Source organism: Variovorax saccharolyticus (assembly GCF_030316765.1).
In the GTDB taxonomy this organism is placed as follows: domain Bacteria; phylum Pseudomonadota; class Gammaproteobacteria; order Burkholderiales; family Burkholderiaceae_C; genus Variovorax; species Variovorax saccharolyticus.
In genome coordinates, this window is the sequence record NZ_JASZYT010000001.1 from 1054962 (window position 1) to 1078820 (window position 23859).

Below are 23859 nucleotides of genomic sequence, written 5' to 3' on the forward strand. Positions count from 1 at the left end.
TATGCCCTGGGCCGGCCGTTGAGGCACCGCCGAGCAGCGGAGCGGCAGGCGGATCAGGGCCGCGCGTGTTTGAGTGGAGCGCAGCGGAGCGAGTTTGCGCGGACCCCGCCTGTCGTGAGCAGCGCAGGGAAGCCCGAAGGGCCGGTGACGTCGGCCGGTCCAGGGCATACCGCCCGCCATCGCCGCGCACACCCCAGGATCACGCCTGAAACGGCGGCGCCCCCCGCAGCTTGCGCACCACCAGCCCAGGCAGCCGCAGCACGAACTCGATCATCAAGCGCGTGTGCATCCAGGTCAGCAGCAGGTTGTCGCGGCCATAGCGGAAGTGAGACACCCCGCCTTCCTCGGCGGTCAGGTACTTCACCGGCGCATCGATGTTCACCGGCTTGACCCCGCGCCAGGCCAGGCGCACCACGGCTTCGGTGTCGAAATCGAAGCGGCGCATCCACGGCTGGCGAGCCATCACGGCGACCAGGTCCGCTACCGGGTACACGCGAAAGCCGTAGAGCGAATCGCCGACACCGGCGAACAGCGTTTCGAGTTGGGTCCAGCCGTTGGAAACCCGCCGGCCGCGCACCCGCAGCAACGGGGCGCTGGCATCGAAGACCGGCCTCCCGAGCACCATCGTCTCGGGCCGCGCTTCGGAGGCCCGCATGAAGTCCGGGATCAGGTCTGCCGGGTGCTGCCCGTCGGAATCCATCGTCAGAGCGTGGGTGTAGCCGGCCCGAGCGGCCTCGCGCAAGCCATGGAGCACCGCCGCGCCCTTGCCCTGGTTGTGCGGCAGGAGCCAGACCCGCAGGCCGGGGTCGTCCGCGGCCATTTGCTGGAGCCGTTCGCCGGTGCCGTCGGTGCTGCCGTCCACCACCACCCACACCGGATTCCATTGCGCGCGTGCCGCCTTGACCGTGGAGAACAGGCCTTCGCCCGTGTTGTAGCTCGGAATCAGGACAAGGTGGGTGCGCGAGACGTCTGGCATGCGGGCTGCGCGTCGGGGGCGCGCTGTTCCATGGATTGGCGGTAATAGAGTTCGATCTGCTGCAGCAGCGCATTGCTGTCCTGCGAGGGTGCGAAGCGCTGTCCCAGCCGCAGCCGGAACACGATCGGCAGCGGCGGCACGCGCCACAGCGGCCAGCCCTTGGCCAGGTAGGGGGACTCGGTGTCGATGAAGACGGTCTGGATCGGTGCCTGCGCCAGCTTGGCGATCAGGGTGACGCCCGGCCTGAAGGTATTGAGCGGCGGCGTCACGGTGCGCGTGCCCTCCGGGAAGATCACCAGCTGGCCTCCGTTGCGCAGGTCTTCGACGGCCAGCCGGACCATCGTGCGCGCCGAGTCGTTGCGGATGTAGCGTGCCAGCCGGGCGCCGGCACCCAGGAAGACATTGCGCATGAGGTCGGCCTTCATGATGCAGGCGCTGCGCGGCAGTCGCGCGACGAGCAGCAGCGCGTCGAGCATCGTCGGATGGTTGGCCACCAGGATCAGCCCGCGCTCGTCGCGCAGGGCGTCGAGGCAATCGGCATCGATGCGCATCATGCCGCTGACCGAGGCGGCGGCCCAGAAGAAGCGATAGGCCCGGGCGATCACGCTGCGGCCGAGGGCGCGGCCGGTGGTGGCCGGCAGCAGCGGGTAGAGCAGCATCGCGACGACGTTCCAGACCAGCGAGATGGCACCGAGCAGCACCAGCAGCGCATACAGCGGCAGCGCGAACGGGATCGCGAGTCCCAGGCGGAGCAGCCGGTTCATGGAAGGCCTCGACCGTCAGGCGCGCAGTGCGCCGCGTGCGACCGAATGGGCTTCGATCTCCACCAGCAGGTCCTGGCGGCAGATGTCGGCTTCGAGGTAGACCGCGTGGCTCACCGTGTGGGCGGCCGGCCCCAGCGCCTCTTCGAGCGCCCGCCGCACCCGGGGTGCGTCGGCGGCATGGCGCACGTAGACCACGCAGTCGAGCGCCGCCAGGTCGAAGCTGGCGCTGGTGCGCTCGTTGGCCGCCGCGATCACGGCGGCGAGGTTGCGCAGCGTTTCCTGCACCTGCGGCAGCAACTCGCCCACATGCACGGTCTCGTGGCCGACGATGCTGGCCGTGCCCGAGATGAAGAGGGCGACGTCGCCGCCGCCGATCTCGGCCAGTGCCGCACGCGAGAAGGTCGGGGCGCGCGGGCCGTAGTCGGTCGGGTAGCGGTAGGCGGAGACCTGGCGCGGGTTCTCGACCGCGAGCGGCGCGGTGCGGCCGGCCAGGAAGCGGATGCTGAGCGCGCCCTGGTGGATGCCGAGCGCGCAGGCGGCAGGGGCGCCGTCGAAGGCGGCCTGGCCGGCGTCGACGAAAGCCTGCTGCCGGCCGGCGTTGAACTGGCGGTAGCGCTCCAGGCCGCCGCCGTCGCCGTTGATCTGCGGCAGGTAGTTCCAGATCCGCAGCAGATGGTTGCAGCCGGTGGCTGCGAGCGCCGCGAACAGATCGCGGTAGGCACGTTCGGCCAGCGCGGCGACGCCGCTGCGCTCGACGCTCTCGTCGAGATCGATGGCGCCGAGCATCCAGTGGCCGTCGCAGCGCCAGCGCACCACGCCGGTGGTGCCCGATTCGATGTGTTCGCTGGCATGCCAGACATCGGCCATCGCGGCGCCGCCGGACAGCACGCGCGCATTCACGGTCGGCATCCAGGCCAGGCCGTCGGGGGTGCCGTAGCCGAGTGCGCCGAATGGCGACTGGCTGCTGGCGGCGAGGGCCAGGCTGTCGGCGAGGCTGAGGCGCTGCACGCGCAGGGGAGGCGCGCCTAGGGGGAGTCGTGCGGTCATGGGGCTTCGACGAGGTTCTCGGCGATCACGAGCACGTCGCAAGTCTTCCGTGTGGGCAAGGCGGATTCGGGATACGTCGGGAAATTGTTCATGCGCGTGGGCTTGGAGGTGGGTCGCGCAAGGGCGCATCAGCGCCGGATTATCCCAAAAAGGCGTGGTCGCTCCTGTCGGACGGGCCCGGCAGTTGCGTCCGCCGGACAGTAAACTCGCTGCCTGGATTGAAAACACAGAACTGCGAGAGATAGAGCCATGGCCGGACACAGCAAATGGGCGAACATTCAGCACCGGAAGGGCCGGCAGGACGAGAAACGCGGCAAGCTCTGGACCCGCGCCATCCGTGAAATCATGGTCGCCGCGCGCACTGGCGGCGGCGATCTCGGCGCCAATCCGCGGCTGCGGCTGGCGGTCGAGAAGGCCAAGGCGGTCAATCTGCCGATCGACACGATCAAGCGCAACATCGACAAGGCCACCGGCAACCTCGAAGGCGTCAACTACGAGGAAATCCGCTACGAGGGCTACGGCATCGGCGGCGCCGCGATCATCGTCGACACCATGACCGACAACCGCGTGCGCACGGTCGCCGAAGTACGCCATGCCTTTTCCAAGCATGGCGGCAACATGGGCACCGAAGGCTCGGTCGCGTTCCAGTTCAAGCATTGCGGCCAGCTCGTGTTCGGGCCCGGCACCAGCGAGGACAAGGTCATGGAAGTGGCACTCGAGGCCGGCGCCGAGGATGTGGTCAGCGACGACGACGGCGCCATCGAGGTGCTGACCGCGGTTGCCGACTTCGAAGCCGTCAAGAACGCGCTTGAGGCCGCCGGCCTCAAGCCCGAGGTGGCCGAGGTCACGATGCGGGCCGAGAACACCATCGAACTCGCGGGCGAGGAAGCCGCCCGCATGCAGAAGCTGCTCGACGTCCTGGAAGACCTGGACGACGTGCAGGATGTCTATCACAACGCAGCGCTGTCCGAATGACGGTGCGGCGAACGAAAGCCCGCGAATGAAGGTACTGGTGATTGGGGGCGGCGGCCGAGAGCACGCACTGGCGTGGCGACTGGCGCAGTCGCACCGTGTGAGCCGGGTCTATGTGGCGCCGGGCAACGGCGGCACCCGCTCCGACACGCGCTACGAGTGCGTCGACATCACGGCGCCGGCCGATCTCCGGGCCTGGGCCCAGCAGGAGAAGATCGGCTTGACCGTGGTCGGCCCCGAGGCGCCGCTGGCAGCCGGCGTGGTCGACGAGTTCCGGGCCCACGGCCTGCGCATCTTCGGGCCGACCCAGGCCGCGGCGCAGCTCGAGAGCTCCAAGGCCTTCTCGAAGGCCTTCATGAAGCGGCACGCGATCCCGACCGCCGAATACGAGGCCTTCACCGACGCCGCGGCGGCACATGCCTACGTCGACGCCAAGGGCGCGCCGATCGTGATCAAGGCCGACGGCCTGGCGGCCGGCAAGGGGGTGGTGGTCGCCACCACGCTGGCCGAGGCGCACGAGGCGATCGACTTCATGCTGCTCGACAACAAGTTCGGCGTCTCGCACAACGAGGGCGGGGCGCGCGTCGTGATCGAGGAGTTCCTCACGGGCGAAGAGGCCAGCTTCATCGTGCTGTGCGATGGCAAGAACGTCACGGCGCTGGCCACCAGCCAGGACCACAAGCGCCTGCTCGATGGCGACGATGGCCCCAACACCGGCGGCATGGGCGCCTATTCGCCGGCGCCGGTGGTCACGGCCGAGGTGCATGCGCGCGCGATGCGCGAGATCATCCTGCCGACCATCCGCGGCATGGAGAAAGACGGCATTCCGTACACCGGCTTCCTCTATGCCGGCCTCATGATCGATGCCAAGGGCCACCCCAAGACGCTGGAGTTCAACTGCCGCATGGGCGACCCCGAGACGCAGCCGATCATGCTGCGTCTGAAGTCCGACCTGTTCGAGGTCTTCTGGCACGCCACCGACGGCACGCTCGACCAGGTCGAGCTCGAGTGGGACCGGCGCGTCGCGCTCGGTGTCGTGATGGCCGCCCACGGCTATCCGTTGACGCCGCGCAAGGGCGATCGCATCACGGGCATTCCGCCCGAGGCGCCGGATGCCGTGGTGTTCCATGCCGGCACCACGCTCGACGGCGGCGAGCTCAGCACCAGCGGCGGCCGCGTGCTCTGCGTCACGGTGCTGGCCGACAGCGTCAAGCTGGCCCAGCAGCGTGCCTACGCGGTGGCCGCGCGCATCCAGTTCGATGGCGCCCAGTACCGCAAGGACATCGGACACCGCGCAGTCCACGCGCGAAGCCCGCAGGCCTGATGCAGGCCGGCGAAGACGCCCGACCCGAAGCGGTAGAGACCTACCTGCGAGGGTTGCAGCTGCGCATCGTCGAAGCGATCGAGGCGGCCGATGGCGGCCGCTGCATTCGCGACCCCTGGCAGAAGGAACCCGGCGAGCCGCTGCAGGGCAGCGGACTGACCTGCATCCTCGAAGGCGGCCAGTTGTTCGAGCGCGCAGGCTGCGGCTTCTCGCAGGTGCGCGGGCCGCGGCTGCCGCCCTCGGCGACCCAGCACCGGCCCGAACTCGCCGGCGCACCCTTCGAGGCGATGGGCGTGTCGCTGGTCTTCCATCCGCGTAATCCCTACGTGCCGATCGTCCACATGAACGTGCGCATGCTGGCCGCGCTGCCAGCCGATGCAGCACCGGTGTGCTGGTTCGGCGGCGGCATGGACCTGACGCCGTGCTACGGCTTCGAGGAAGACGCGGTGCATTTCCATCGCGCCTGCCGCGATGCGCTGGCACCGTTCGGCGACGACAAGTACCCGCGCTTCAAGACCTGGTGCGACGACTACTTCACGCTCAAGCATCGCAGCGAGCAGCGCGGCGTCGGCGGCATCTTCTTCGACGACTTCTCCGAGCCCGGCTTCGCGCAGAGCTTTGCCATGCTGCAGTCGGTCGGCGATGCCTTCCTGCCGGCCTACCTGCCGATCGTCGAACGGCGCCGCGACACGCCCTACGGCGAGCGCGAACGCGAGTTCCAGCTCTACCGGCGCGGCCGCTATGTCGAGTTCAACCTGGTCTGGGACCGCGGCACGCATTTCGGGCTGCAGTCGGGCGGACGCACCGAATCGATCCTGCTGTCGATGCCGCCGCTCGCCAGCTGGGGCTATCGGCGGGAGCCCGAACCGGGCAGCCCCGAGGCGGCGCTCCACAGCGACTTCATCGTGCGTCGCGAATGGCTCTGAATCCCTTGCGCGTCGGTGTCTTCGGCGGTGCCTTCGATCCGCCGCACCTCGCGCACGTGGCCCTGGTGCAGGCGGCACTGGCGCAATCGGACCTGGCCGAGCTGCGCATCTTCCCGACCGGACAGGCGTGGCACAAGGAACGTTCGTTGAGCGCCGCCGAAGACCGCCTCGCGATGGCGCGGCTGGCCTTCGAGGGCATCCCCGGTGCAGTGGTCGACGCCCGCGAGATCCTGCGCCCCGGCCCCACCTACACGCTCGATACGCTGCGGGAGCTGCAGCAGGAGCATCCCGCGGTTCAGCTGGTGCTGATCGTGGGCGCGGACCAGGCCTTGTCGCTGCCGCGCTGGCACGGATTCGAGGCCATCCTGGCGACCGCTATAATTTCGGTAGCAAATCGCGCAATGTCCACGGGCCCTTCCGGCCCATTCAACCCCGGAATGCTGGCATCCCTGCCGTCCGGCGCGCGATTCGAGCAACTCCAAATCCAGCCGATGGACACCAGCGCGACCGATATCCGGGCGCGCGCTGCGCGTGGCGAGGACCTCCGTGGTCTGGTTCCGGCGGCGGTTGCACGCTATATTGACAGACACCACCTCTACCGACCCGCCTGATGACCACTGAAGCCGCCGCAAAAAAAGACATCCAGAAACTCCAGAGAGCCATCGTCGACGGGCTCGAGGACGTCAAGGCGCAGGACATCCAGGTTTTCGACACTGAACATCTATCGCCGCTCTTCGAGCGCGTGATCGTCGCCTCGGGCACCTCCAACCGCCAGACCAAGGCGCTGGCCTCCAGCGTGCGCGACGCGGTGCGCGATGCCGGCTTCAACAAGCCGCGGGTCGAGGGCGAGGCCAACGGCGAGTGGATCATCGTCGACTGCGGCGCAGCGGTGGCGCACATCATGCAGCCGGCAATCCGCCGCTACTACCACCTCGAAGAGATCTGGGGCGACAAGCCGGTGCGCACCAAGCTCGGCGCCGCCAAGCCGGCAGTGGCCCAGGCCTCCGAAGAGAAGGCACCGGCCGCCAAGAAGGCGCCGACCTCGCTGCGCCGCTCCAGCGCCGCCAAGACCGCCATCCGCTCGGCCGAGCAGGCCGCCAAGGCGGAAAAGCAGAAGCCCGCCGCCAGGAAGACCGCCGCCCGCAAGACGACCGCGGCCAAGTCCCCCGTGAAGACCGTGGTGGTCAACAAGGCGCCGGCCAAGAAGGCGGCCGCCAAGAAGGCCGCGCCGGCAGCGAAGAAGGCCGCACGCAAGACGACCTCGCCGAGGTCATGAAGCTGCTGGTGGTCGCGGTCGGGCAACGCATGCCCGACTGGGCGCAGACCGCCTGGGACGACTACGCCAAGCGTTTCCCGCCCGAACTCAAGCTCGAACTGCGCGCGGTCAAGACCGAGCCGCGCGGCTCCAAGACCCTCGAGACGCTGTATGCGGCCGAGCGCGAGCGCATCGAAGGCGCGATCGCCAAGGGCATGCGCATCGTTGCGCTCGACGAGCGCGGCACGGCGCTGACCACCAAGGCGCTGGCGGCACGGCTTCAGGCCTGGCAAGGCGAGGGCGACGACGTGGCACTGGTGATCGGCGGGCCCGACGGCCTCGACCCCGCATTCAAGGCGGCTGCGCACGAGCGCATCCGGTTGTCCGACCTCACCCTGCCGCATGCGATGGCGCGCGTGCTGCTCGTCGAGCAGCTGTATCGCGCGTGGTCGGTCAATGCCGGCCATCCGTACCACCGCGAATGAGTTCCGATTCCCCATTCATCTACCTGGCCTCGCAAAGCCCGCGCCGCGCCCAGCTGCTCGGACAACTGGGCGTGCGGCATGAACTGCTGCTGGCCACCGCCGACGAGGACGCCGAATCGCTGGAAGCCGTGCGGGCGGGCGAATCGCCGACCGCCTACGTGCAGCGCGTGACGGCGCTGAAGCTCGATGCCGCCGTGCGGCGGCGCCAGGCGCGCGGCCTGCCTGCGGCGCCTATCCTGTGCGCCGACACCACGGTGGCGATCGGCCGCACCATCCTCGGCAAGCCCGAGGACGCCGCCGATGCCGCCCGCATGCTCGCCTCGCTGGCCGGGCGCACCCACCGCGTGATGACCGCGATCGCGCTGCAGCATGGCGATCGTCGGCTGGCGACACTGAACGTCTCGCATGTCCGCTTCGCGGCCATCGGCCCGGCGCGGATCGCCGCCTATGTCGCCAGCGGCGAACCCCTGGGCAAGGCCGGCGCCTACGGCATCCAGGGCCGTGCCGCGGCCTTCATCGAACACATCAGCGGCTCGCATTCGGGCATCATGGGCCTCCCGATGTTCGAGACCGCCGAGCTGCTGCGCCAGGCCGGCTTCGAGAGCTATTGAGACCTTGCGGGACAGACCAGGAAACTGCGCAGCAGTTTTTGCTCTGTCCTCAACTGACTAGAAGAAATGCAAGACATCCTGATCAACTGGTCCCCCCAGGAGACCCGCGTCGCGCTGGTCGAGCACGGCGCCGTGCAGGAGCTCCACGTGGAGCGCACGCTGGAGCGTGGCCTGGTCGGCAACATCTACCTGGGCAAGGTGTCGCGGGTGCTGCCGGGCATGCAGTCGGCCTTCATCGACATCGGCCTCGACCGCACCGCCTTCCTGCACGTGGCCGACATCGTGGCGCCGTTCACCCCGGGCTCGCGGCCGAGCACGCAGGCGCCCGAGCGCGACCATCGCAACAGCGGCGCCATGGTGCCGATCGAGAAGCAGGTGTTCGAGGGCCAGTCGCTGCTGGTGCAGGTCATCAAGGACCCGATCGGCACCAAGGGCGCGCGGCTGTCGACCCAGATCAGCATCGCCGGACGGCTCTTGGTGTTCCTGCCGCAGGACAACCACATCGGCGTCTCGCAGAAGATCCCGCCCGACCTGCGCGAGGCGCTGCGCAACCGCATGCAGGCGCTGATCGAGGCTGCCGCGGCGGCCGACAGCGGTGGTGTGGTGCCGGCCAACACCGGCGGCTTCATCCTGCGGACCAACGGCGAGGATTCGAGCGACGCCGAACTGGCCGAGGACATCGCCTACCTGCGCAAGACCTGGACCCGCATCCGCGAGCTGTCGGCACGGATGCCGCCGATGTCGCTGCTGCACCAGGACCTGAGCCTGCTGCAGCGGGTGCTGCGCGACATGACCAGCGAGGACACGCAGACCATCCGCATCGACTCGCGCGAGCAGTTCGATGTGCTCCTCAAGTTCGGCCTCGAGTTCATGCCGCAGGCGGCCGGCAAGCTGCAGCTCTACAAGGGCGAGCGGCCGATCTTCGACCTCTATTCGATCGACGAGGAGATCGCCAAGGCGCTGGGCCGCCGGGTCGACCTGAAGTCGGGCGGCTACCTGGTGGTCGACCAGACCGAGGCGCTGACCACGGTCGATGTCAATACCGGGGGCTTCGTCGGCGCGCGCAACTTCGACGACACCATCTTCAAGACCAACCTCGAGGCGGCGCAAGCCATTGCGAGGCAGCTGCGCCTGCGCAACCTGGGCGGCATCATCATCGTCGACTTCATCGACATGGCGCGCGACGACCACCGCGAGCAGGTGCTGGCCGAGTTCCGCAAGCAGCTCGCGCGCGACCGCGTGAAGACCACCGCCGGCGGCTTCTCGCAGCTCGGGCTGGTCGAGATGACGCGCAAGCGCACCCGCGAATCATTGGCCCACATGCTGTGCGAGCCCTGCCTGGCCTGCAACGGGCAGGGCATCGTGAAGACCGCGCGCAGCGTGGCCTACGACGTGCTGCGCGAGATCCTGCGCGAGGCGCGGCAGTTCACGCCGCGCGAGTTCCGCATCGTCTCGTCGCCGCAGGTGATCGAGCTCTTCCTCGACGAGGAGAGCCAGCACCTGGCGGGCCTGAGCGACTTCATCGGCAAGCCCATTTCGCTTCAGGCCGAGCCCGCGATGGGGCAGGGCCAGTACGACATCGTGTTGCTGTAGCTCGCCCGCGCTCGCGCTCAGAGGGTCGGGGTCTGGCCGGGCGGCGTGGCCCGGATCGCGCTGCTCTGCAGCCGGGCGTAGAGGCCGTCCAGCGCCATCAGCTGCGCGTGGCTGCCGTGTTCGGCGATGCGGCCGTGGTCCATCACCACGATGCGGTCGGCGTGCTGGATGGTCGACAGCCGGTGCGCGACGATCAGCGTCGTGCGGCCTTGCATGAGACGCTGCAGCGCCTCCTGCACCTGTCGCTCGGATTCGGTGTCGAGCGCTGACGTGGCCTCGTCGAGCAGCAGGATCGGCGCGTTCTTGTAGAGCGCCCGCGCAATGGCCAGGCGCTGGCGCTGGCCACCCGACAACTGCGTCGCGTTGTGGCCCAGCACGGTGTCGATGCCCTGCGGCAGCGCCTCCACATGCACCGCGAGATTGGCGGCGGCGACGCATTCGAGCACCCGGTCGCGGTCGATCGCCGCACCCAGCGCCACGTTCGCCGCCAGGCTGTCGTTGAGCATCACCACGTCCTGGCTGACCATGGCGAACTGCGCGCGCAGGCTGGACAGCTGCCATTCGCCGACCTCGTGGCCGTCCAGCAGCACCTCGCCGGCGCTGGGCAGCACGAAGCGCGGCAGCAAGTTGACCAGCGTCGTCTTGCCGGAGCCCGAAGGGCCGACGAAGGCGACCACCTCGCCGGGCTCGATGGCGAGGCTGACGCCATCCAGCGCGCGCGCCTCGTCGTCGCCACGGTAGTTGACCCGCACCTGGCGCAATTCGATGTGGCCGGCCGCGCGTTCGAGCGCGAAGCGGCCCTGCATTTCGGAGGGGACCTCGTCGATCAGCGTGAGGCCGCGTTCGAGCGCCGCCAAGCCGCGCGTGATTGGATTGGCCATGTCGGCGAGGCGCCGGATCGGTGCGATCAGCATCAGCATGGCGGTCACGTACGAGATGAAGCCGCCGACCGTGAGCCCTTTCTCGCCCGCCTGCCAGAGCGCGATCATGACGACGATCGACAGCGCGAAGGCGGCGAAGAGCTGCGTGAGCGGGGTCATCGCAGCCTGGGCGATGGTCGACTTCACGGCCAGCCGATTGAGGCTGTGGCTCAGCCGCTCGAAGCGCTCGCTCTGGCCGGCTTCGGCACCATGCAGGCGCACCATCCTGTGGGCGAGCACGTTCTCCTCGACCACGTAGGCCAGTTCGTCGGTGGCGTGCTGGCCGAGGCGTGTGAGGTGGTAGAGCCGCTTGGACAGCACCTTCATGATCCAGGCCACGCCCGGCACCATCACGCCGACGATCAGCGTGAGCTTCCAGTTCAGGTAGACCAGGTAGAACAGCAGCGCGACTGTCACGAAGCCGTCGCGCGACAGGCTCAGCAGCGCCTGCACCAGCAGCAGCGCGCCGGTCTGCACCTCGTAGACCACCGTGTTCGACAAGGTGCTGGCCGACTGGCGCGAGAACAATCCCAGTTCCGCTTCGAGCAGGCGCTTGAACAGCATGCGCCGCAGGCCCTGCATGCCGTCGTTGGCGATGCGCGCCAAGGCGTATTGCGAGATGAACTGCGCCACGCCGCGCACCAGGAACAGCAGGATGATCGCGACCGGCACGATCCACAGGGCCAGCTGTCCGCGCGTGAAGCCGCGGTCGAACAGCGGCTTGAGCATGGCCGCCAGAAGCGGTTCGGTGAGCGCGGCGACCGCCGCGGTCACGATGCCCACGGCCCACCAGCGGCGCGCGCCACCGAACCAGGTCATCAGGCGCGCGAGTCGCTGCGTCAGGGGAGGGCGCACCGTGTCGGTGGCGGGGGAAGGCTGCATGGCGGCGCATTCTACGGGCGTGCAACATGTAGGACCGGGCCGGTTCATACACGTTTTGTGACGCCAGGGCCATCGCAACATGTACCATGTGCGCTGTTTTTGTCCGAGACAGAAGAAACTTAATCCTCGGAAACCTCTCCGAACTGCATGAAAAAGCCGTTGCAAGACTTCCCCCCAACCCCTTCTTCATCGTTCTTCGCTCGCCGCGCCTTGGTCGCGGCCCTCGCTGCCACCCCTGCGATTCCCGTCCTGGCCCAGTTCAGGGTCGAGGTGTCGGGCGTCGGCGTGACCCAGTTGCCCATCGCGATCGCTCCGTTCCGGGGCGAGGATTCGTCGCCGCAGAAGATCTCGGCGATCGTGCTGGCCGACCTCGAGCGCAGCGGGCAGTTCCGCGGCGTCGACACCTCGGGCCAGGCGCTCGACGAGAGCTCGCGCCCGGACCTCAGCCTGTGGCGCCAGCGCACCGCCGACTCGCTCGCGGTCGGCAGCGTGACGCGGCTGGCCGATGGCCGCTTCGATGTCCGCTTCCGACTCTGGGACGTGGTCCGCGGCCAGGACCTCGGCGGCCAGAGCTACACGGTGCCGCAGGGCGACCTGCGGCTGGCGGCACACCGTATCGCCGACTACATTTACGAGAAGCTCACCGGCGAGAAGGGCATCTTCTCGACCCGCATCGCCTACGTCACCAAGGGCGGCACCCGCTACACCCTGTGGGTGGCCGACGCCGATGGCGAGAACGCGCAGGCGGCGCTGGCCAGCCCGGAGCCGATCATCTCGCCCTCGTGGTCGTCCAACGGCACGCAGTTGGCCTACGTGTCCTTCGAGTCGCGCAAGCCGGTGGTGTACGTTCACAACGTGGCCAGCGGCCAGCGCCGGCTGGTCGCCAACTTCCGCGGCTCCAACAGTGCGCCGGCCTGGGCCCCGGACGGCGGCACGCTCGCCGTCACCCTGAGCCGCGACGGCGGCTCGCAGCTCTACACCATCTCTTCGGCCGGCGGCGAGCCGCGCCGGTTGACGCAGAGCAACAGCATCGACACCGAGCCGGTGTATTCGGCCGACGGCAGCACGATCTACTTCGTCAGCGACCGCGGCGGTGCGCCGCAGATCTACAAGATGGGCGCCAGCGGCGGCAATCCGACCCGGGTGACCTTCAGCGGCACCTACAACATATCTCCGTCCGTCAGCGGCGATGGCCGGTGGTTGGCCTACATCTCGCGCGTGGGCGGAGGGTTCAAACTCCACGTGATGGAGTTGGCGACGGGCAACGTGCAGGCCATCACCGACACCACGGCCGACGAGAATCCCAGCTTTGCACCCAACAGCAAATTGATCGTCTACGCCACCAAGCTCCAGGGCCGCGAGGCGTTGATGACGACCACGCTGGACGGCAAGATCAAGGCGCGGCTGGCGGGGCAGGCGGGAGACATCAGGGAACCGGACTGGGGTCCGTTTCAAAAGCAATGATTAACTTGAGGAGTTCGAAATGTTGAAACGTACGATTTATTCGCTGGCCATCGTGGCGCTGATTGCCGGTTGCTCGTCTGGCACCAAGCTGAACGACGCGCCGGTGGTCGACCGCGGGGCAGGCCAAGGCTCGGGTGGGGCCGCCAGCGGCGTTGCGCCGGTGACCATCGACCCGAACGCGCAGAACGCGCAGGGCCCGGTCGGCGTCGCACGCATCATCTATTTCGATTTCGACAGCTACACGGTCAAGCCGGAGTTCCAGCAACTGATCGATGGCCATGCGCGCTTCCTCAAGGCGAATCCGAATCGCCGCATCTCCATCGAAGGCCATACCGACGAACGCGGCGGCCGCGAGTACAACCTCGCGCTGGGCCAGAAGCGTTCCGAAGCCGTGCGCCGCTCGCTGGTGCTGGTCGGCGTCACCGATGCCCAGATCGAGGCCGTGAGCTTCGGCAAGGAAAAGCCGGCCGCACAGGGCAGCGGTGAAGACGCCTGGGCGCAAAACCGCCGCGCCGAGATCACTTACCGCTGATGATGCGCGGCCTTTCATTGCGCGGCGCAGCCGTCGCAGCCGCGCTGCTGTGTGCTTCGCTCGGCGCGCAGGCCGCGCTGTTCGAGGACGACGAGGCGCGGCGGGCCATTCTCGACCTGCGCCAGCGGGTCGAGACCATGCGCCAGCAGGCCGAACAGCGCCAGAGCGAGGAAAGCGCGCAGCTGCGGCGCAGCCTGCTCGAACTGCAGAACCAGATCGAGCAGATGCGCGGCGATCTGGCGCGCATGACCGGGCAGAACGAACAGCTCACGAAGACGGTCACCGATCTGCAGCAGAAGCAGACCGACGTGGACAGCCGCATCAAGAGCAACGAGCCGTCCAAGGTCGCTGTCGATGGACGCGAGTTCAACGCCGACCCCAAGGAGAAGGCCGATTTCGATGCTGCGCTCGGCATCTTCCGCGCCGGCCAGTTCGCGCAGGCGCAGACGGCGTTCGCCGATTTCGTCAAGCGCTATCCGCAGAGCGGCTACAACGCCTCGGCGCTGTTCTGGCTCGGCAACGCGCAGTACGCGACGCGCAACTACAACGAAGCCATCGCGAACTTCAGGTCGATGCTGTCGCTGGCGCCCGATCATGCGAAGGCGCCCGAAGCCGTGCTGTCGATCGCCAATTGCCAGATCGAACTCAAGGACACGCGGGCTGCGCGCCGCACCCTCGAGGACCTGACCAAGGCCTATCCGCAGTCGGAAGCGGCGCAAGCCGGCCGCGAGCGGCTGTCGCGGCTGCGCTAGTGGCTTCTGCGCCGTGAGCACCATCGTCGCCTCGGACGATGCCGACCTGGCCCGCCGTTTCGGCGGGCTCGAGCGCTTGTACGGCGTGCCGGGCGCCGCGCACATCCGCGATGCGCATGTGCTGGTGGCCGGCATCGGTGGCGTCGGCTCGTGGGCGGTCGAGGCGCTGGCGCGCAGCGGGGTCGGGCGGCTGACGCTGGTCGACCTCGATCACATCGCCGAATCCAACATCAACCGCCAGATCCACGCGCTCGATACGACCGTGGGCCAGGCCAAGGTGGAGGCGATGCGCGACCGCATCGCCCACATCAATCCGGCCTGCCGGGTACTGGCGATCGACGATTTCGTCGAGCCCGACAACTGGCAGGCCCTGCTCGAGCAAGCCGAAGGCACGAACGGTCCGGTGACCGCGGTGCTCGACGCCTGCGACCAGGTGAAGGCCAAGCTCGCGATGGCGGCCTGGGCGCGCAGCACGGGCGCGGGCTTCGTCACTGTCGGCGCCGCCGGTGGCAAGCGGCTGGCGCACAAGGTGGAGATCGACGACCTCTCGCTGGTGACGCACGATCCCCTGCTGGCGCAGCTTCGCCAACGGCTTCGCAAGACGCACGGCGCGCCGCGCGAAGGCCGCAAGATCGGGGTGGCCTGCGTGTTCAGCCGCGAGAGCGTGGCGCCGCCGGATGCCTCTTGCGCGATCGAGGGCGACGGCTCGCTGAACTGCCACGGCTACGGCTCGGTGGTCAGCGTCACTGCGACCTTCGGCCAATGCGCCGCAGGGTGGCTGCTGGACAGGATTTCCCGAAATGGCAGGCTATAATTTCAGGCTTTGCCGGATTCGACGCCGGTAAGAGAAGCTCGGTATCGGGACGTTAGCTCAGTTGGTAGAGCAGCGGACTTTTAATCCGTTGGTCACAAGTTCGAATCTTGTACGTCCTACCACGATACCCCCGTCGATATTCGAAAGCCTGCTAGCGAAAAGATAGCAGGCACCCTAGGGCCCGTGACATGCGGGACCCGCATTCGCATGCTGCAGGTAGGCGATCAGATCGGCGCGCTCCTTCGGATCCGCGATGCCGTCATAAGTCATCGTGCTGCCCGGCACCACCGCCAGCGGATTGGCCAGGAAGCGATCGAGCGTCTTGTCGTTCCACACGATGCGCGAAGTCTTCATCGCCTGCGAGTAGTTGAAGCCGGGGACGCTGCCGGCCGATCGGCCGAACAGGCCGCAATGGTGCGGCCCCACGCGATCGGTCGCCAGCGCATGGCAGGCCTGGCACCGCGCATAGACCTGTTCACCTCGCAGCACGGCATCGGGCGCGGCCTGTGCCATCCCCAATGCCAATGCCAGCAGGCCGCCCGGCGCGAGCCAGCGGCCGGTCACGACACGAAGGCCGCGGGAACCGGCGCTTCTCCCACCGCCTGGCGCAGGATGGCCCAGTGCATGGCCTCGTCGCCGAGAATGCTCGCGGCGGCCTTGGCGAGTTCGCGGTTGCCAAAGAGCGGCACCGCGCCCAGGTACGCGCTGACTGCGCCTTGCTCCAGCTTGCCAGCGAACCTGAGCACGTCGGCCTGCGACTTCAGTTGCTCGACCGGAAATTCATAGCTGGCCTTTGCCGCCACAGCCTTGCCCCCGAGTTTCGCGACCGTCTTCGCCAGCAGCGCTGCATGTTCCTTGTGATGGCCCTGGAAGGTGAGGGCGAGGTCCAGAACCGACTTCTCGAGCAGCTTGCTCTCGGCGCCCAGCTGGTAGGCGGCGATCGCTTCGAGTTCCGCGCCAAGGGCCGTGTTGAGGATCTGGATGTCCTGGGCGGTTTCGCTGCCGGCCTTGGCAGCCAGGGCGTCATGGCCGGCGAGCAGCGCCACTGCCGCGCCCGAGAGCAGCAGGCCGGACCGGCCGATGAACAGGCGACGGGCGGCCAGCGGGGAGGACATCTGAAGGAATGACATGGCGTACTCCTGGTGGTGAATGTCATGGGTTGCGCGCGGGGGTGCCGCCGTCCAGGCGCGAGAGCACCCGGGTCACGATCCGGTTGCAACGCGAGCCGTCGAACGAGAACGCATCGCCGACACCGACATCGATCTCCCGGGACAGGCTTTCGCGCAGCAGGCTGCGCGCCCGGAAGTAGCGGGTGCGCACGGTGGCAGCGGGCATCGACAGCATGGCGGCGACTTCGTCGACGCTCATCTCCTCGACGGCGCGCAGCATGAACACGGTTCGATAGAGGTCCGGCAGCTTGTCGATGCGGCGTTCCATCAGGTGGCGTATCTCCTGCCGCATGGCAAGGCGCTCCGGCCGGCCTTCGAGGTCGTCGGCGATCGACGGCTCCGCCGATTCCCCGTCCGCCTCGCCGGAGCTGCCCAGCGGGATCACCTGCGCGCCCCTGCGGCGCAGCCGACCCAGGGATTCGTTGATCACGATGCGGGCCAGCCAGGTGGACAGGCGCGCATCGTCGCGAAAGCTGCCCATCGCTTGCCAGGCCCGCAGGTCGCGTCCTGCAGGGCATCCTCGGCATCGTCGTCGTTCCTGAGGATGCCGCGCGCGGTGCGGAACAGCAGCTGGTTGTGGCGCCGCATGATGCACTCGAAGGCCTGCGTGTCGCCCTGGGCAGCGCGTCCGGCGAGATCAGGATCGGAGGCGTTCTCCGGGTGGGTCGTGGGGATGGGGGCGGTGTGTGGCATGTCGCGGCTCTTGCCCCATTAGATGGCGCGACACCGCCGCGCGTTTCAACTGCTTGCCGGATCCGATGCGCCCACCGGGTGGATTCAGTCTGCGACGCACACCGTGTCGCGGCCGGACTGCTTGGCCTTGAGCATGGCCAGGTCGGCCCGGTGCAGGGTCTGTGCAACGGACTGGCCGTCGCGCAGGCCCGCAACGCCGGCCGAGACGGTCAGCCGACCGTCGGGCCGCGGCACCGCTGCCAGCAGGATGCGCAAGCGATCCGCCAGCGTCCGGGCCTGTTCTTCGTCTTGCCCGGGAAGCAGCACGCAGAACTCTTCCCCGCCGAGTCGGCCGACAGCGTCGCTGTCGTGCAATGCCTGGTGCAGCACGTCGGACAGGCCGCGCAGCACCGCGTCGCCGGCCGCATGGCCGTGGCTGTCGTTGAGGCGCTTGAAATGGTCGATGTCCAGATACAGCAGCGTGAGCGGCGCGCCGGACGCACGGGCTTCGGACGCCGCCACTTCGGCCTGACGCAGGAACTCGGCCCGGCTGAGGGCGCCGGTGAGCGTGTCGGTGACGGAAAGCTTGGCCAGCCGGCATTCCTGATCGAAAGCGCGGCGCTGGTAGTCCTGTATTCGCAGGTGGCTGACAAAGCCCGTCACCAGCGCCATCGCCGCGTACAGCAGGCTGAACACGGTGTCGGCGCGGCTGGCCGTGTGATCGACCACGAAGGGCAGGAAAAGGGCGTAGCAGGCCAGTGCTCCTCCGACCCATTGGCCCAGCGTGATCCAGAAGAAGCTGGTGGACAGCACGATGATGGCGGCCGCCGGCAGGAAGTACATCAGCGGCCGGTCGGTGCCGAGCGCTCCGAGGTAGCTGTTGAGGCTCACGGTGGCAATGGTCGCCATGCAGGCGGCACCGTAGGCGCGCACCGAAGGCGCGCGGACGATGAGGTAGGCGAACAGCGCCGTCAGCGGCAGCAGCAGCACCCGCAGCCAGACGTACTCCGGGGTCGGGATCAGCAGCCGCGCGAGCAGAGCGGCCGCCGAGCCCAGCACCGCCGTGACCCCCATCTCGACGGCAGTGAGCTGCAGGCGCCTGAGTGTCTGTTGGCGATAGGCTTCGTCGCCAGCGTCGGTCATCAAGGTTCTTGCAGCGGTCATCGGGAGGTTCGCGGGACGGTCCGCTGGTGGACTGTAGCCGGTCGCCATGACGCACCTTCGGGCCGGGCATTCACCCGGCATCGCCCGCGCCCCGCAGAGCCGCCTCCGTCAAACTCCGATGAAATCCAGCACAGGCGGCAGCACCGGCCCCCCGAGCCATTCCAGCGGCGTGGCGATCGCGCCGATCAGGGTCACGTGGCTCAGATCGTCGAACTCGCGCACGTGCACCTCGACGCCCGCTGCGCGCAGCCGTTCGGCCATCCGGAGGGTGTTGCGCTGGGGATCGACCAGTTTGTCCTTCGATGCCGCCATCAGGAGGGCGGGCGGCGACGCTGAGGACACATGTGACAACGGTTGCGAACTCGCCGGCGTGTCCGGCCAGTTGAATGCCAGCTTCGTCATCGGATCGCCGATCGGGAGGAAATCGTAGGGGCCTGCGAGGCCGATCCAGCCCGCGAGTTGCCGCGGGTCGGCGCCTGCTTCCCGGAGCCAGCGCTCATCGAGTGCCAGCATCGCCGCGATGTAGGCGCCGGCGCTGTGGCCCATCACGTACACGCGACTCGGATCGGCTCCCAGGCGATCGGCATTGACCAGCCCCCAGCGCAGCGCCTGCGCACCGTCGCGCACGAAGGTGGGAAAGCTCACCTCCGGCGACAGTCGGTAGTCCGGGATCACGACGATCGCACCGCGAGAGGCCAGCGCCTCTCCCACGAACTTGTAGTCGGCGCGCTCGCCGCTGGACCAGTTGCCGCCGTAGAAGAAGACCACAAGGGGCGGCAGCGTGGCCGCTTCGGCAGCAGCGCGGGTACGGGGCCGGTAGACGTCGAGCGCCTGCCGCGGCGCGTCCCCGTAGGCAATGCCTGTCTGGAACCGGGAATCGTTGCTTACCAGGCCGTTGAGGATGCGCAGTGGCGAGCAGCCGGCGAGCAGGGCGGCTGCCAGCAAGATGACGCGCCGTGTGCGGGGTGGGGCGAGGTCCATGCGGGTCTTACGCGCCCGCGTGACGCGCGGATCACAGGCCGATCCCGAACCCCGCGCCGACTCAGGCCGCGGCGCTCGAACGGGCGGTCCGCGTCCAGACGCTGCCGATGAAGGCCGCCAGCGCCAGAGCCGTCACGCCAGCGCCGAATTCCATCGCGGTTCGAGCGATGTCGCCCTGGTGCGCGACGTCGTAGCCGGCCAGCATCGCCGGCAGGCCCATCGCCAGGTAGGAGATGATGAACAGCACCGACAGCACGCCGGCGCGCTCCTGCGGCGCGATCAGCGCGACCACGCTTCGCAGCGCACCCTGGAAGCCGGTGCCGAATCCGATGCCAGCGACCGCGCTGCCGAGCAGGAACAGCAGCACGGAGTGCAGCACGATCGCCGTCATGACGACGCCCATGCCGGCGACCAGCGCCAGCGAGCCGAGCCGCATCAGCGCCCTGGGCGATGCATCGCGGGTCAGGAACACCGCCAGGGCCCCGCTGCCGGCCAGCACGAACAGCGCCAGTCCGCCCAGCAGGATCGAGGTCGTGCCCGTGAAGCTGCGGATCAGCATCGGACCGAGCGAGGCATAGAAGCCGGCCATGGCCCAGACCGCGACCAGCGCGGGTGCCGCCAGCAGCAGCGGGCGCCGCACCGCGAGCGGCACCGCCAGCCGCGGCTTCAGCGAGGCGAGTGCGCCGGGCCGCGCGGGTGCGGTCTCTTCCATGAAGAAGACCGCGACACCCTGCAGCACGAACACGATGCCGAGCAGGGTGTAGACCAGGTGCATGGGCGCCGGCAGGTACTGGATCATGAGCCCGGCAACCAGCCCGCCGACCGCGGTGCCCATCATCGGCGCGACCGAGTTCGCGATGGCGCCCCGTCCCTTGTCGATGTCGAGCAGCCCGGCCCCGGCCGCGGCGATCGCGGCACCGGCGGACAGGCCCTGCACCACGCGCGCCAGCAGCAGGTCGGGCAGTCCGTGCGCGGTCGCAAACACCGCCATGCTCGCGGCCTGCGCCACGGCGGCGCCGAGCAGGATCGGCCGGCGCCCCACGTGGTCCGACAGCCGGCCGCCGACCAGCAGTGCGGACAGGACCGCGATGGCATAGATGCCGAAGGCCAGCGTGAGCATGGTGGCCGAGAAGCCCCATTGATTCTGGTAGATGGCATAGAAGGGCGTCGGTGCGCTCGAGCCCGCCAGGAAGCCGAGGGTCATCGAAGCCTGGAGCAGGAAGGCGGCGTTCGGCGACAGGCGGCGGCGGACCTGCGGCCTTGGGGCGGGTGCGGCTGGGCAAAGGGAAGACATGGCGTTTTCCGGAAGTGGGGTGTCTGAACGAGGGCCTCGAACCAGACAGACCGATCTGTCTGTTTTGCTTGCAGTGTACAGACCGGTCTGGTAATGTCAAGCCCATGGACACACAGAAACCGGTGACACCCGAGCGGCGCTCGGCGCGCGAGCGGCTGCTGGCCGCGGCGGACGAACTCTTCTACGAAAGCAGCATCCACACCGTCGGCATCGACAGGGTGATCGAGCGCGCAGGCGTCGCCAAGGCCTCGCTGTACGACAGCTTCGGCAGCAAGGAGGAATTGGTTCGCGCCTACCTGCAGGCCCGCCAGGAGGCCCGCAAGGGCCGCATCACGGCCAGGCTCGCGAACTGCGCCACGCCGCGCGACCGCCTGCTCGGCGTCTTCGATGCCATGGAGGAGGTGATGGCCGCGCCCGGCTTCCGCGGCTGCGCCTTCAATCGCGCGGCGGCCGAATCGAAGGCGGGAACACCGGTCAAGGCGGCCTGCGACGACGCCCGCGGATGGATGAGAGAGCTTTTTACCGGGCTGGCGCGCGATGCCGGCGCAGCCGATCCCGAGCACCTCGCGAGCCAGCTGGTGCTGCTCTACGACGGCGCCGCGGTGTCCGCCCAGATGGGCGCGGGCAGCAGCGCCGCGGTCGCGGCGCGCGAGATGGCGGCGCTCATGCTCGATGCGGCCGCGGGAACGAGCCGCGCGAAGCCGGCAGTCCGGTCCGCGCGCAAGCCCAAGGCGGCGGTCAACGCCTGAAGACCGTCGGCCCGGGGCCGTTCGCCGTGAAGCGCGCGGCGCCGCCCCTCACAGCATCAGGCTCACGTGCGCCGACACCACGCGCCAGCCCTCGGGCATGCGCACCCAGGTCTGGCTCTGGCGTCCGGTGCGCTCGCTGCCCTGGCGGCGGAACTCGATGTTGGCGACCGCGAAGTCGGTGCCGAAGGTGGTGATCGCGCGGGCCGTGATCTCGCGCTCGAGGTTGTTCGCGGGCCGCCCGCGCCTGAAGGCCTGGATCGCCTCGAAACCGTAGAGGTTCTCGCCGGCGCCGTAGCGCAGCGTGTGCGGCGAATCCCAGAACAGGCGGTCGAGCGCCGGCACGTCGTTGCTGGTGAGCGCGCGTTCGTACTCGTCGAACACGGCCTCGACTTCGGCGAGGACTTGCGGCAGGTTGATGGCGTGGTCCATGGATGTCCCGTTCAATGCAGAAGTTCAGTTGCGTGGCACTTCGCGCTGGAAGATGTCCAGGCAGCGCGCTTTGATGTCGACGAAGTGCGGGTCGGCCAGTGTCGCCGCGCTGCGCGGTCTGGGCACGTCGACATCGACCCAGGCCGCCACCCGCGTCGGGCGTCGGGTCAGCAGCAGCACGCGATCGGCGATGTAGACCGCCTCCTCGAGGTCGTGCGAGACCAGCACCATGGTCGTCCCGGTCTGCTGGAAGATCGCCTGCAGCTTGTCGCGCATGAAGAGCGTCATCTCGTAGTCGAGCGCCGAGAACGGCTCGTCGAGGAACAGCACCTCCGGCTCGGGCGCCAGCGCCCGCATGATCGAGACCAGTTGCTGCTGTCCGCCGGAGAGTTCGTAGGGATAGCGGTTGAGATCGAAGCGGACGTCGAAGGAGCGCACCAGCTCATCGAGCCGCGCCTCGGCCTGGCCGCGCGTGCGCCCGGCCAGCCGGAGCGCGTAGCGGATGTTGTCGGCCGCGCGCTTCCATGGCAGGAGCGCCTCGCGATAGTTCTGGAACACGTAGCCGATCTGCGTGTCGCGCAGCGTCTTGCCCTCGAACAGCGCCTCGCCGCCGTCCATGGGGATCAGGCCGGCCACCATGTTGATCAGGGTCGACTTGCCGCAGCCGTTGGGTCCGAAGATCGAGACGATCCGGCCCTTGGGAATGTCGAGGTCGAAGTCCTCGTAGAGCGGCTGGCCGGCGAAGGATTTGCGCAGCCCGCGGATCGTGATGTGCGTGCCGTGCGGACCGGGCACGAAGGGCCGGCTGGCCGACTCGGGCAGCGGGCGCGAACGGGCGGCGGCGAGGGGAAGGGTGGCGGTGACAGTCATGCGTGGCTTTCTTCGCGGCGCGATCGCTTCAGGCGCTCGCTGTCGCGGTACATGCGCGCGAGTTGCGCGAGGAAGGCGGGCTCGCGCTTGGCGGCTTCGCTGAGGGCCGGACGGGCGCCGCTCAGCATCGAGCTGCTGGCGTCCCAGGACAGCCGGGCGATGAAGTCCACGCGGGCCGCCCGCCGCTCGGCGACGGCGCGGCTGATCGCCGGCGCGTCGGTCCTGCCGCCGTCGAGGGCGGCGCAGATTTCGTCCACTGCCGCCACCGCATCTTCCAGCGCCTGCGTCGCGCCCTGACCCAGGGTCGGCGCCATCGGATGGGCCGCATCGCCCACCAGCAGCAGGCGGCCGCTCGCGTCATGGAAGGCGGCATCGGCTTCCTGCACCCGCGACCAGTGCAGCGCCTGCGGATCGGCGCAGAGCCGGTCGACGATGTAGGCCGCCTGCGGGCACAGCCGCGCGCCGGCCGGCGCCAGCGCGGCGCGCAGCGTCTCGGGCCGCTGCGCCGCCTCGGGGATCGGCTGGCCCGGCTGCAAGGGGTAGGAGGTCGTGAGATAGAGCTGGCCGCCTGGAACCTTGAAGGCGAACAGCCGATGCGGTCCGCTGAACCACTGCGCATAGTCGTCGAAGAGGCCGCCTGATTCGTCGGGCAGCAGCGAGCGACCCAGCGCGATGCCCAGGTGCCGCACCGCGGGCCTGCCCATCAGCTTTTCGCGCAGCATCGAGTAGCGGCCGTCGCCGGCGATCACGAGGTCGAAGCCGGTCTCCCATTGGGCGAGGCCGTTCTCCTCGATCTGCAGTTCGAGCGTCCGGCCCTCGGGACCGTGGCGCAGGTCCCGCACTTCACTGCGGAACTGGACGCGCGGCGCCACCAGCCCGCGCAGGAAGCCGTACAGGCCGGCCCAGCGGATACGGATGCCGGGGTTGTCGGCCACGCTCAGCAGGTCGAGGTCGAAGATCGGCGTGCCGTCGGCGAGGCTCACGGCCCAGCGCCGCCAGGGCAGGCTGCGGGCCGCGAACTCCGTCGCCAGCGACGGGTCGAGGCTGGCCAGCGCCTTCAGGCCGTTCGGGCCGATGTTGAGTCCGGTGCCGGAGTCGACCTGGTCGGCGGTCGCCACTTTCTCGAAGCAGACGATCTCGACGTCGTCGCGTTCGCGCAGCCCGTGCAGCACCACGCTGCCGGCGACGCCGCAGCCCACAATGGCAATCCGCAT

Annotated in this window: 25 protein-coding genes, 1 tRNA gene and 1 pseudogene; 14 read left to right on the top strand and 13 right to left on the bottom strand. The window is 68.8% G+C overall.

Annotation, left to right across the window (positions count from 1 at the left end; genetic code table 11):
- Positions 1 to 199: 199 nt before the first annotated feature.
- From QTI45_RS05215 to QTI45_RS05225, 3 genes are read right to left on the bottom strand one after another with little or no spacing between them, the layout of a single operon-like run.
- Positions 200 to 976 (bottom strand): glycosyltransferase family 2 protein, encoded by a 777-nt coding sequence (locus QTI45_RS05215; RefSeq protein ID WP_286367711.1) that lies wholly within the window; start codon positions 974 to 976, stop codon positions 200 to 202.
- Positions 943 to 1740 carry a lysophospholipid acyltransferase family protein gene (locus tag QTI45_RS05220; protein WP_286653699.1) on the bottom strand — a complete coding sequence of 266 codons (798 nt, stop codon included), beginning with the start codon at positions 1738 to 1740 and terminating at the stop codon, positions 943 to 945. The genes QTI45_RS05215 and QTI45_RS05220 overlap by 34 nt, the downstream gene beginning before the upstream one ends.
- A gap of 15 nt (positions 1741 to 1755) precedes the next feature.
- A complete protein-coding gene (locus tag QTI45_RS05225; RefSeq protein ID WP_286653700.1) occupies positions 1756 to 2787 on the bottom strand; it encodes a chorismate transformation FkbO/Hyg5 family protein in 1032 nt (343 codons plus the stop codon).
- 249 nt (positions 2788 to 3036) lie between these two features.
- On the opposite strand from QTI45_RS05225, the gene QTI45_RS05230 reads away from it, so the two are divergent.
- From QTI45_RS05230 to rng, 8 genes are all read left to right on the top strand, one after another.
- Positions 3037 to 3762, top strand: a complete 726-nt coding sequence (locus QTI45_RS05230; protein ID WP_286367714.1) for a YebC/PmpR family DNA-binding transcriptional regulator — start codon at positions 3037 to 3039, stop codon at positions 3760 to 3762.
- A gap of 25 nt (positions 3763 to 3787) precedes the next feature.
- Positions 3788 to 5083 carry a phosphoribosylamine--glycine ligase gene (purD, locus tag QTI45_RS05235; protein WP_286653701.1) on the top strand — a complete coding sequence of 432 codons (1296 nt, stop codon included), beginning with the start codon at positions 3788 to 3790 and terminating at the stop codon, positions 5081 to 5083.
- Entirely contained in the window at positions 5083 to 6009 is a 927-nt protein-coding gene (gene hemF, locus QTI45_RS05240) for an oxygen-dependent coproporphyrinogen oxidase (protein ID WP_286653702.1), read from the top strand. The genes purD and hemF overlap by 1 nt, the downstream gene beginning before the upstream one ends.
- Entirely contained in the window at positions 6000 to 6620 is a 621-nt protein-coding gene (nadD, locus tag QTI45_RS05245; RefSeq protein WP_286367717.1) for a nicotinate (nicotinamide) nucleotide adenylyltransferase, read from the top strand. The genes hemF and nadD overlap by 10 nt, the downstream gene beginning before the upstream one ends.
- Positions 6620 to 7285, top strand: coding sequence for a ribosome silencing factor (rsfS, locus tag QTI45_RS05250; RefSeq protein WP_286367718.1), 666 nt, complete (start codon positions 6620 to 6622; stop codon positions 7283 to 7285). The genes nadD and rsfS overlap by 1 nt, the downstream gene beginning before the upstream one ends.
- Complete coding sequence (gene rlmH, locus QTI45_RS05255) at positions 7282 to 7749, top strand: 23S rRNA (pseudouridine(1915)-N(3))-methyltransferase RlmH (RefSeq protein ID WP_286367719.1); 468 nt, start codon at positions 7282 to 7284, stop codon at positions 7747 to 7749. The genes rsfS and rlmH overlap by 4 nt, the downstream gene beginning before the upstream one ends.
- On the top strand, positions 7746 to 8360 hold the full coding sequence (locus QTI45_RS05260; protein ID WP_286653703.1) for a Maf family protein: 615 nt from the start codon (positions 7746 to 7748) through the stop codon (positions 8358 to 8360). Before rlmH ends, QTI45_RS05260 begins: the two co-directional genes overlap by 4 nt.
- A 66-nt stretch (positions 8361 to 8426) precedes the next feature.
- Positions 8427 to 9953: a ribonuclease G gene (gene rng / locus QTI45_RS05265; RefSeq protein ID WP_286653704.1), complete on the top strand. Its 1527-nt coding sequence runs from the start codon at positions 8427 to 8429 to the stop codon at positions 9951 to 9953.
- Positions 9954 to 9970: 17 nt separating this feature from the next.
- Here rng and msbA read toward each other — a convergent pair whose 3' ends face one another.
- Positions 9971 to 11755 carry a lipid A export permease/ATP-binding protein MsbA gene (msbA, locus tag QTI45_RS05270; RefSeq protein ID WP_286367722.1) on the bottom strand — a complete coding sequence of 595 codons (1785 nt, stop codon included), beginning with the start codon at positions 11753 to 11755 and terminating at the stop codon, positions 9971 to 9973.
- A gap of 147 nt (positions 11756 to 11902) precedes the next feature.
- Here msbA and tolB point away from each other — a divergent pair, with 147 nt between their 5' ends.
- The 5 genes from tolB to QTI45_RS05295 all read left to right on the top strand — a co-directional run bounded on the left by tolB (position 11903) and on the right by QTI45_RS05295 (position 15439).
- Positions 11903 to 13219, top strand: coding sequence for a Tol-Pal system beta propeller repeat protein TolB (tolB, locus tag QTI45_RS05275; protein ID WP_286367723.1), 1317 nt, complete (start codon positions 11903 to 11905; stop codon positions 13217 to 13219).
- Positions 13220 to 13238: 19 nt separating this feature from the next.
- On the top strand, positions 13239 to 13751 hold the full coding sequence (gene pal, locus QTI45_RS05280; protein ID WP_286653705.1) for a peptidoglycan-associated lipoprotein Pal: 513 nt from the start codon (positions 13239 to 13241) through the stop codon (positions 13749 to 13751).
- Positions 13751 to 14503 carry a tol-pal system protein YbgF gene (gene ybgF, locus QTI45_RS05285; protein ID WP_286367725.1) on the top strand — a complete coding sequence of 251 codons (753 nt, stop codon included), beginning with the start codon at positions 13751 to 13753 and terminating at the stop codon, positions 14501 to 14503. The genes pal and ybgF overlap by 1 nt, the downstream gene beginning before the upstream one ends.
- A gap of 13 nt (positions 14504 to 14516) precedes the next feature.
- Positions 14517 to 15317: a tRNA threonylcarbamoyladenosine dehydratase gene (locus tag QTI45_RS05290; protein WP_286653706.1), complete on the top strand. Its 801-nt coding sequence runs from the start codon at positions 14517 to 14519 to the stop codon at positions 15315 to 15317.
- Positions 15318 to 15363: 46 nt separating this feature from the next.
- Positions 15364 to 15439: transfer RNA gene (locus QTI45_RS05295), tRNA-Lys, on the top strand.
- Between the two features lie 52 nt (positions 15440 to 15491).
- On the opposite strand, the gene QTI45_RS05300 is transcribed toward QTI45_RS05295, so the two are convergent.
- The 6 genes and pseudogenes from QTI45_RS05300 to QTI45_RS05325 all read right to left on the bottom strand — a co-directional run bounded on the left by QTI45_RS05300 (position 15492) and on the right by QTI45_RS05325 (position 20597).
- Complete coding sequence (locus QTI45_RS05300) at positions 15492 to 15830, bottom strand: c-type cytochrome (RefSeq protein ID WP_286368295.1); 339 nt, start codon at positions 15828 to 15830, stop codon at positions 15492 to 15494.
- A 47-nt stretch (positions 15831 to 15877) separates the two neighbouring features.
- Complete coding sequence (locus QTI45_RS05305) at positions 15878 to 16447, bottom strand: ferritin-like domain-containing protein (RefSeq protein WP_286653707.1); 570 nt, start codon at positions 16445 to 16447, stop codon at positions 15878 to 15880.
- Positions 16448 to 16469: 22 nt separating this feature from the next.
- Positions 16470 to 17179, bottom strand: a pseudogene (locus QTI45_RS05310) (RNA polymerase sigma factor).
- Between the two features lie 84 nt (positions 17180 to 17263).
- Positions 17264 to 18322, bottom strand: coding sequence for a GGDEF domain-containing protein (locus QTI45_RS05315; protein ID WP_286653708.1), 1059 nt, complete (start codon positions 18320 to 18322; stop codon positions 17264 to 17266).
- A 108-nt stretch (positions 18323 to 18430) separates the two neighbouring features.
- Positions 18431 to 19303, bottom strand: a complete 873-nt coding sequence (locus QTI45_RS05320) for an alpha/beta hydrolase (protein ID WP_286653709.1) — start codon at positions 19301 to 19303, stop codon at positions 18431 to 18433.
- A 61-nt stretch (positions 19304 to 19364) separates the two neighbouring features.
- Positions 19365 to 20597: an MFS transporter gene (locus QTI45_RS05325; protein WP_286653710.1), complete on the bottom strand. Its 1233-nt coding sequence runs from the start codon at positions 20595 to 20597 to the stop codon at positions 19365 to 19367.
- A 104-nt stretch (positions 20598 to 20701) separates the two neighbouring features.
- Between QTI45_RS05325 and QTI45_RS05330 the strand changes: the two genes are divergently transcribed.
- Positions 20702 to 21346 (top strand): TetR/AcrR family transcriptional regulator, encoded by a 645-nt coding sequence (locus tag QTI45_RS05330; RefSeq protein WP_286653711.1) that lies wholly within the window; start codon positions 20702 to 20704, stop codon positions 21344 to 21346.
- Between the two features lie 48 nt (positions 21347 to 21394).
- On the opposite strand, the gene hpxZ is transcribed toward QTI45_RS05330, so the two are convergent.
- The 3 genes from hpxZ to QTI45_RS05345 are packed head-to-tail and all read right to left on the bottom strand — an operon-like array spanning position 21395 to position 23859.
- Positions 21395 to 21775 (bottom strand): oxalurate catabolism protein HpxZ, encoded by a 381-nt coding sequence (gene hpxZ, locus QTI45_RS05335; protein ID WP_286367733.1) that lies wholly within the window; start codon positions 21773 to 21775, stop codon positions 21395 to 21397.
- A 24-nt stretch (positions 21776 to 21799) separates the two neighbouring features.
- Entirely contained in the window at positions 21800 to 22645 is an 846-nt protein-coding gene (locus tag QTI45_RS05340) for an ABC transporter ATP-binding protein (RefSeq protein WP_286367734.1), read from the bottom strand.
- Positions 22642 to 23859: an FAD-dependent oxidoreductase gene (locus tag QTI45_RS05345; RefSeq protein ID WP_286367735.1), complete on the bottom strand. Its 1218-nt coding sequence runs from the start codon at positions 23857 to 23859 to the stop codon at positions 22642 to 22644. The genes QTI45_RS05340 and QTI45_RS05345 overlap by 4 nt, the downstream gene beginning before the upstream one ends.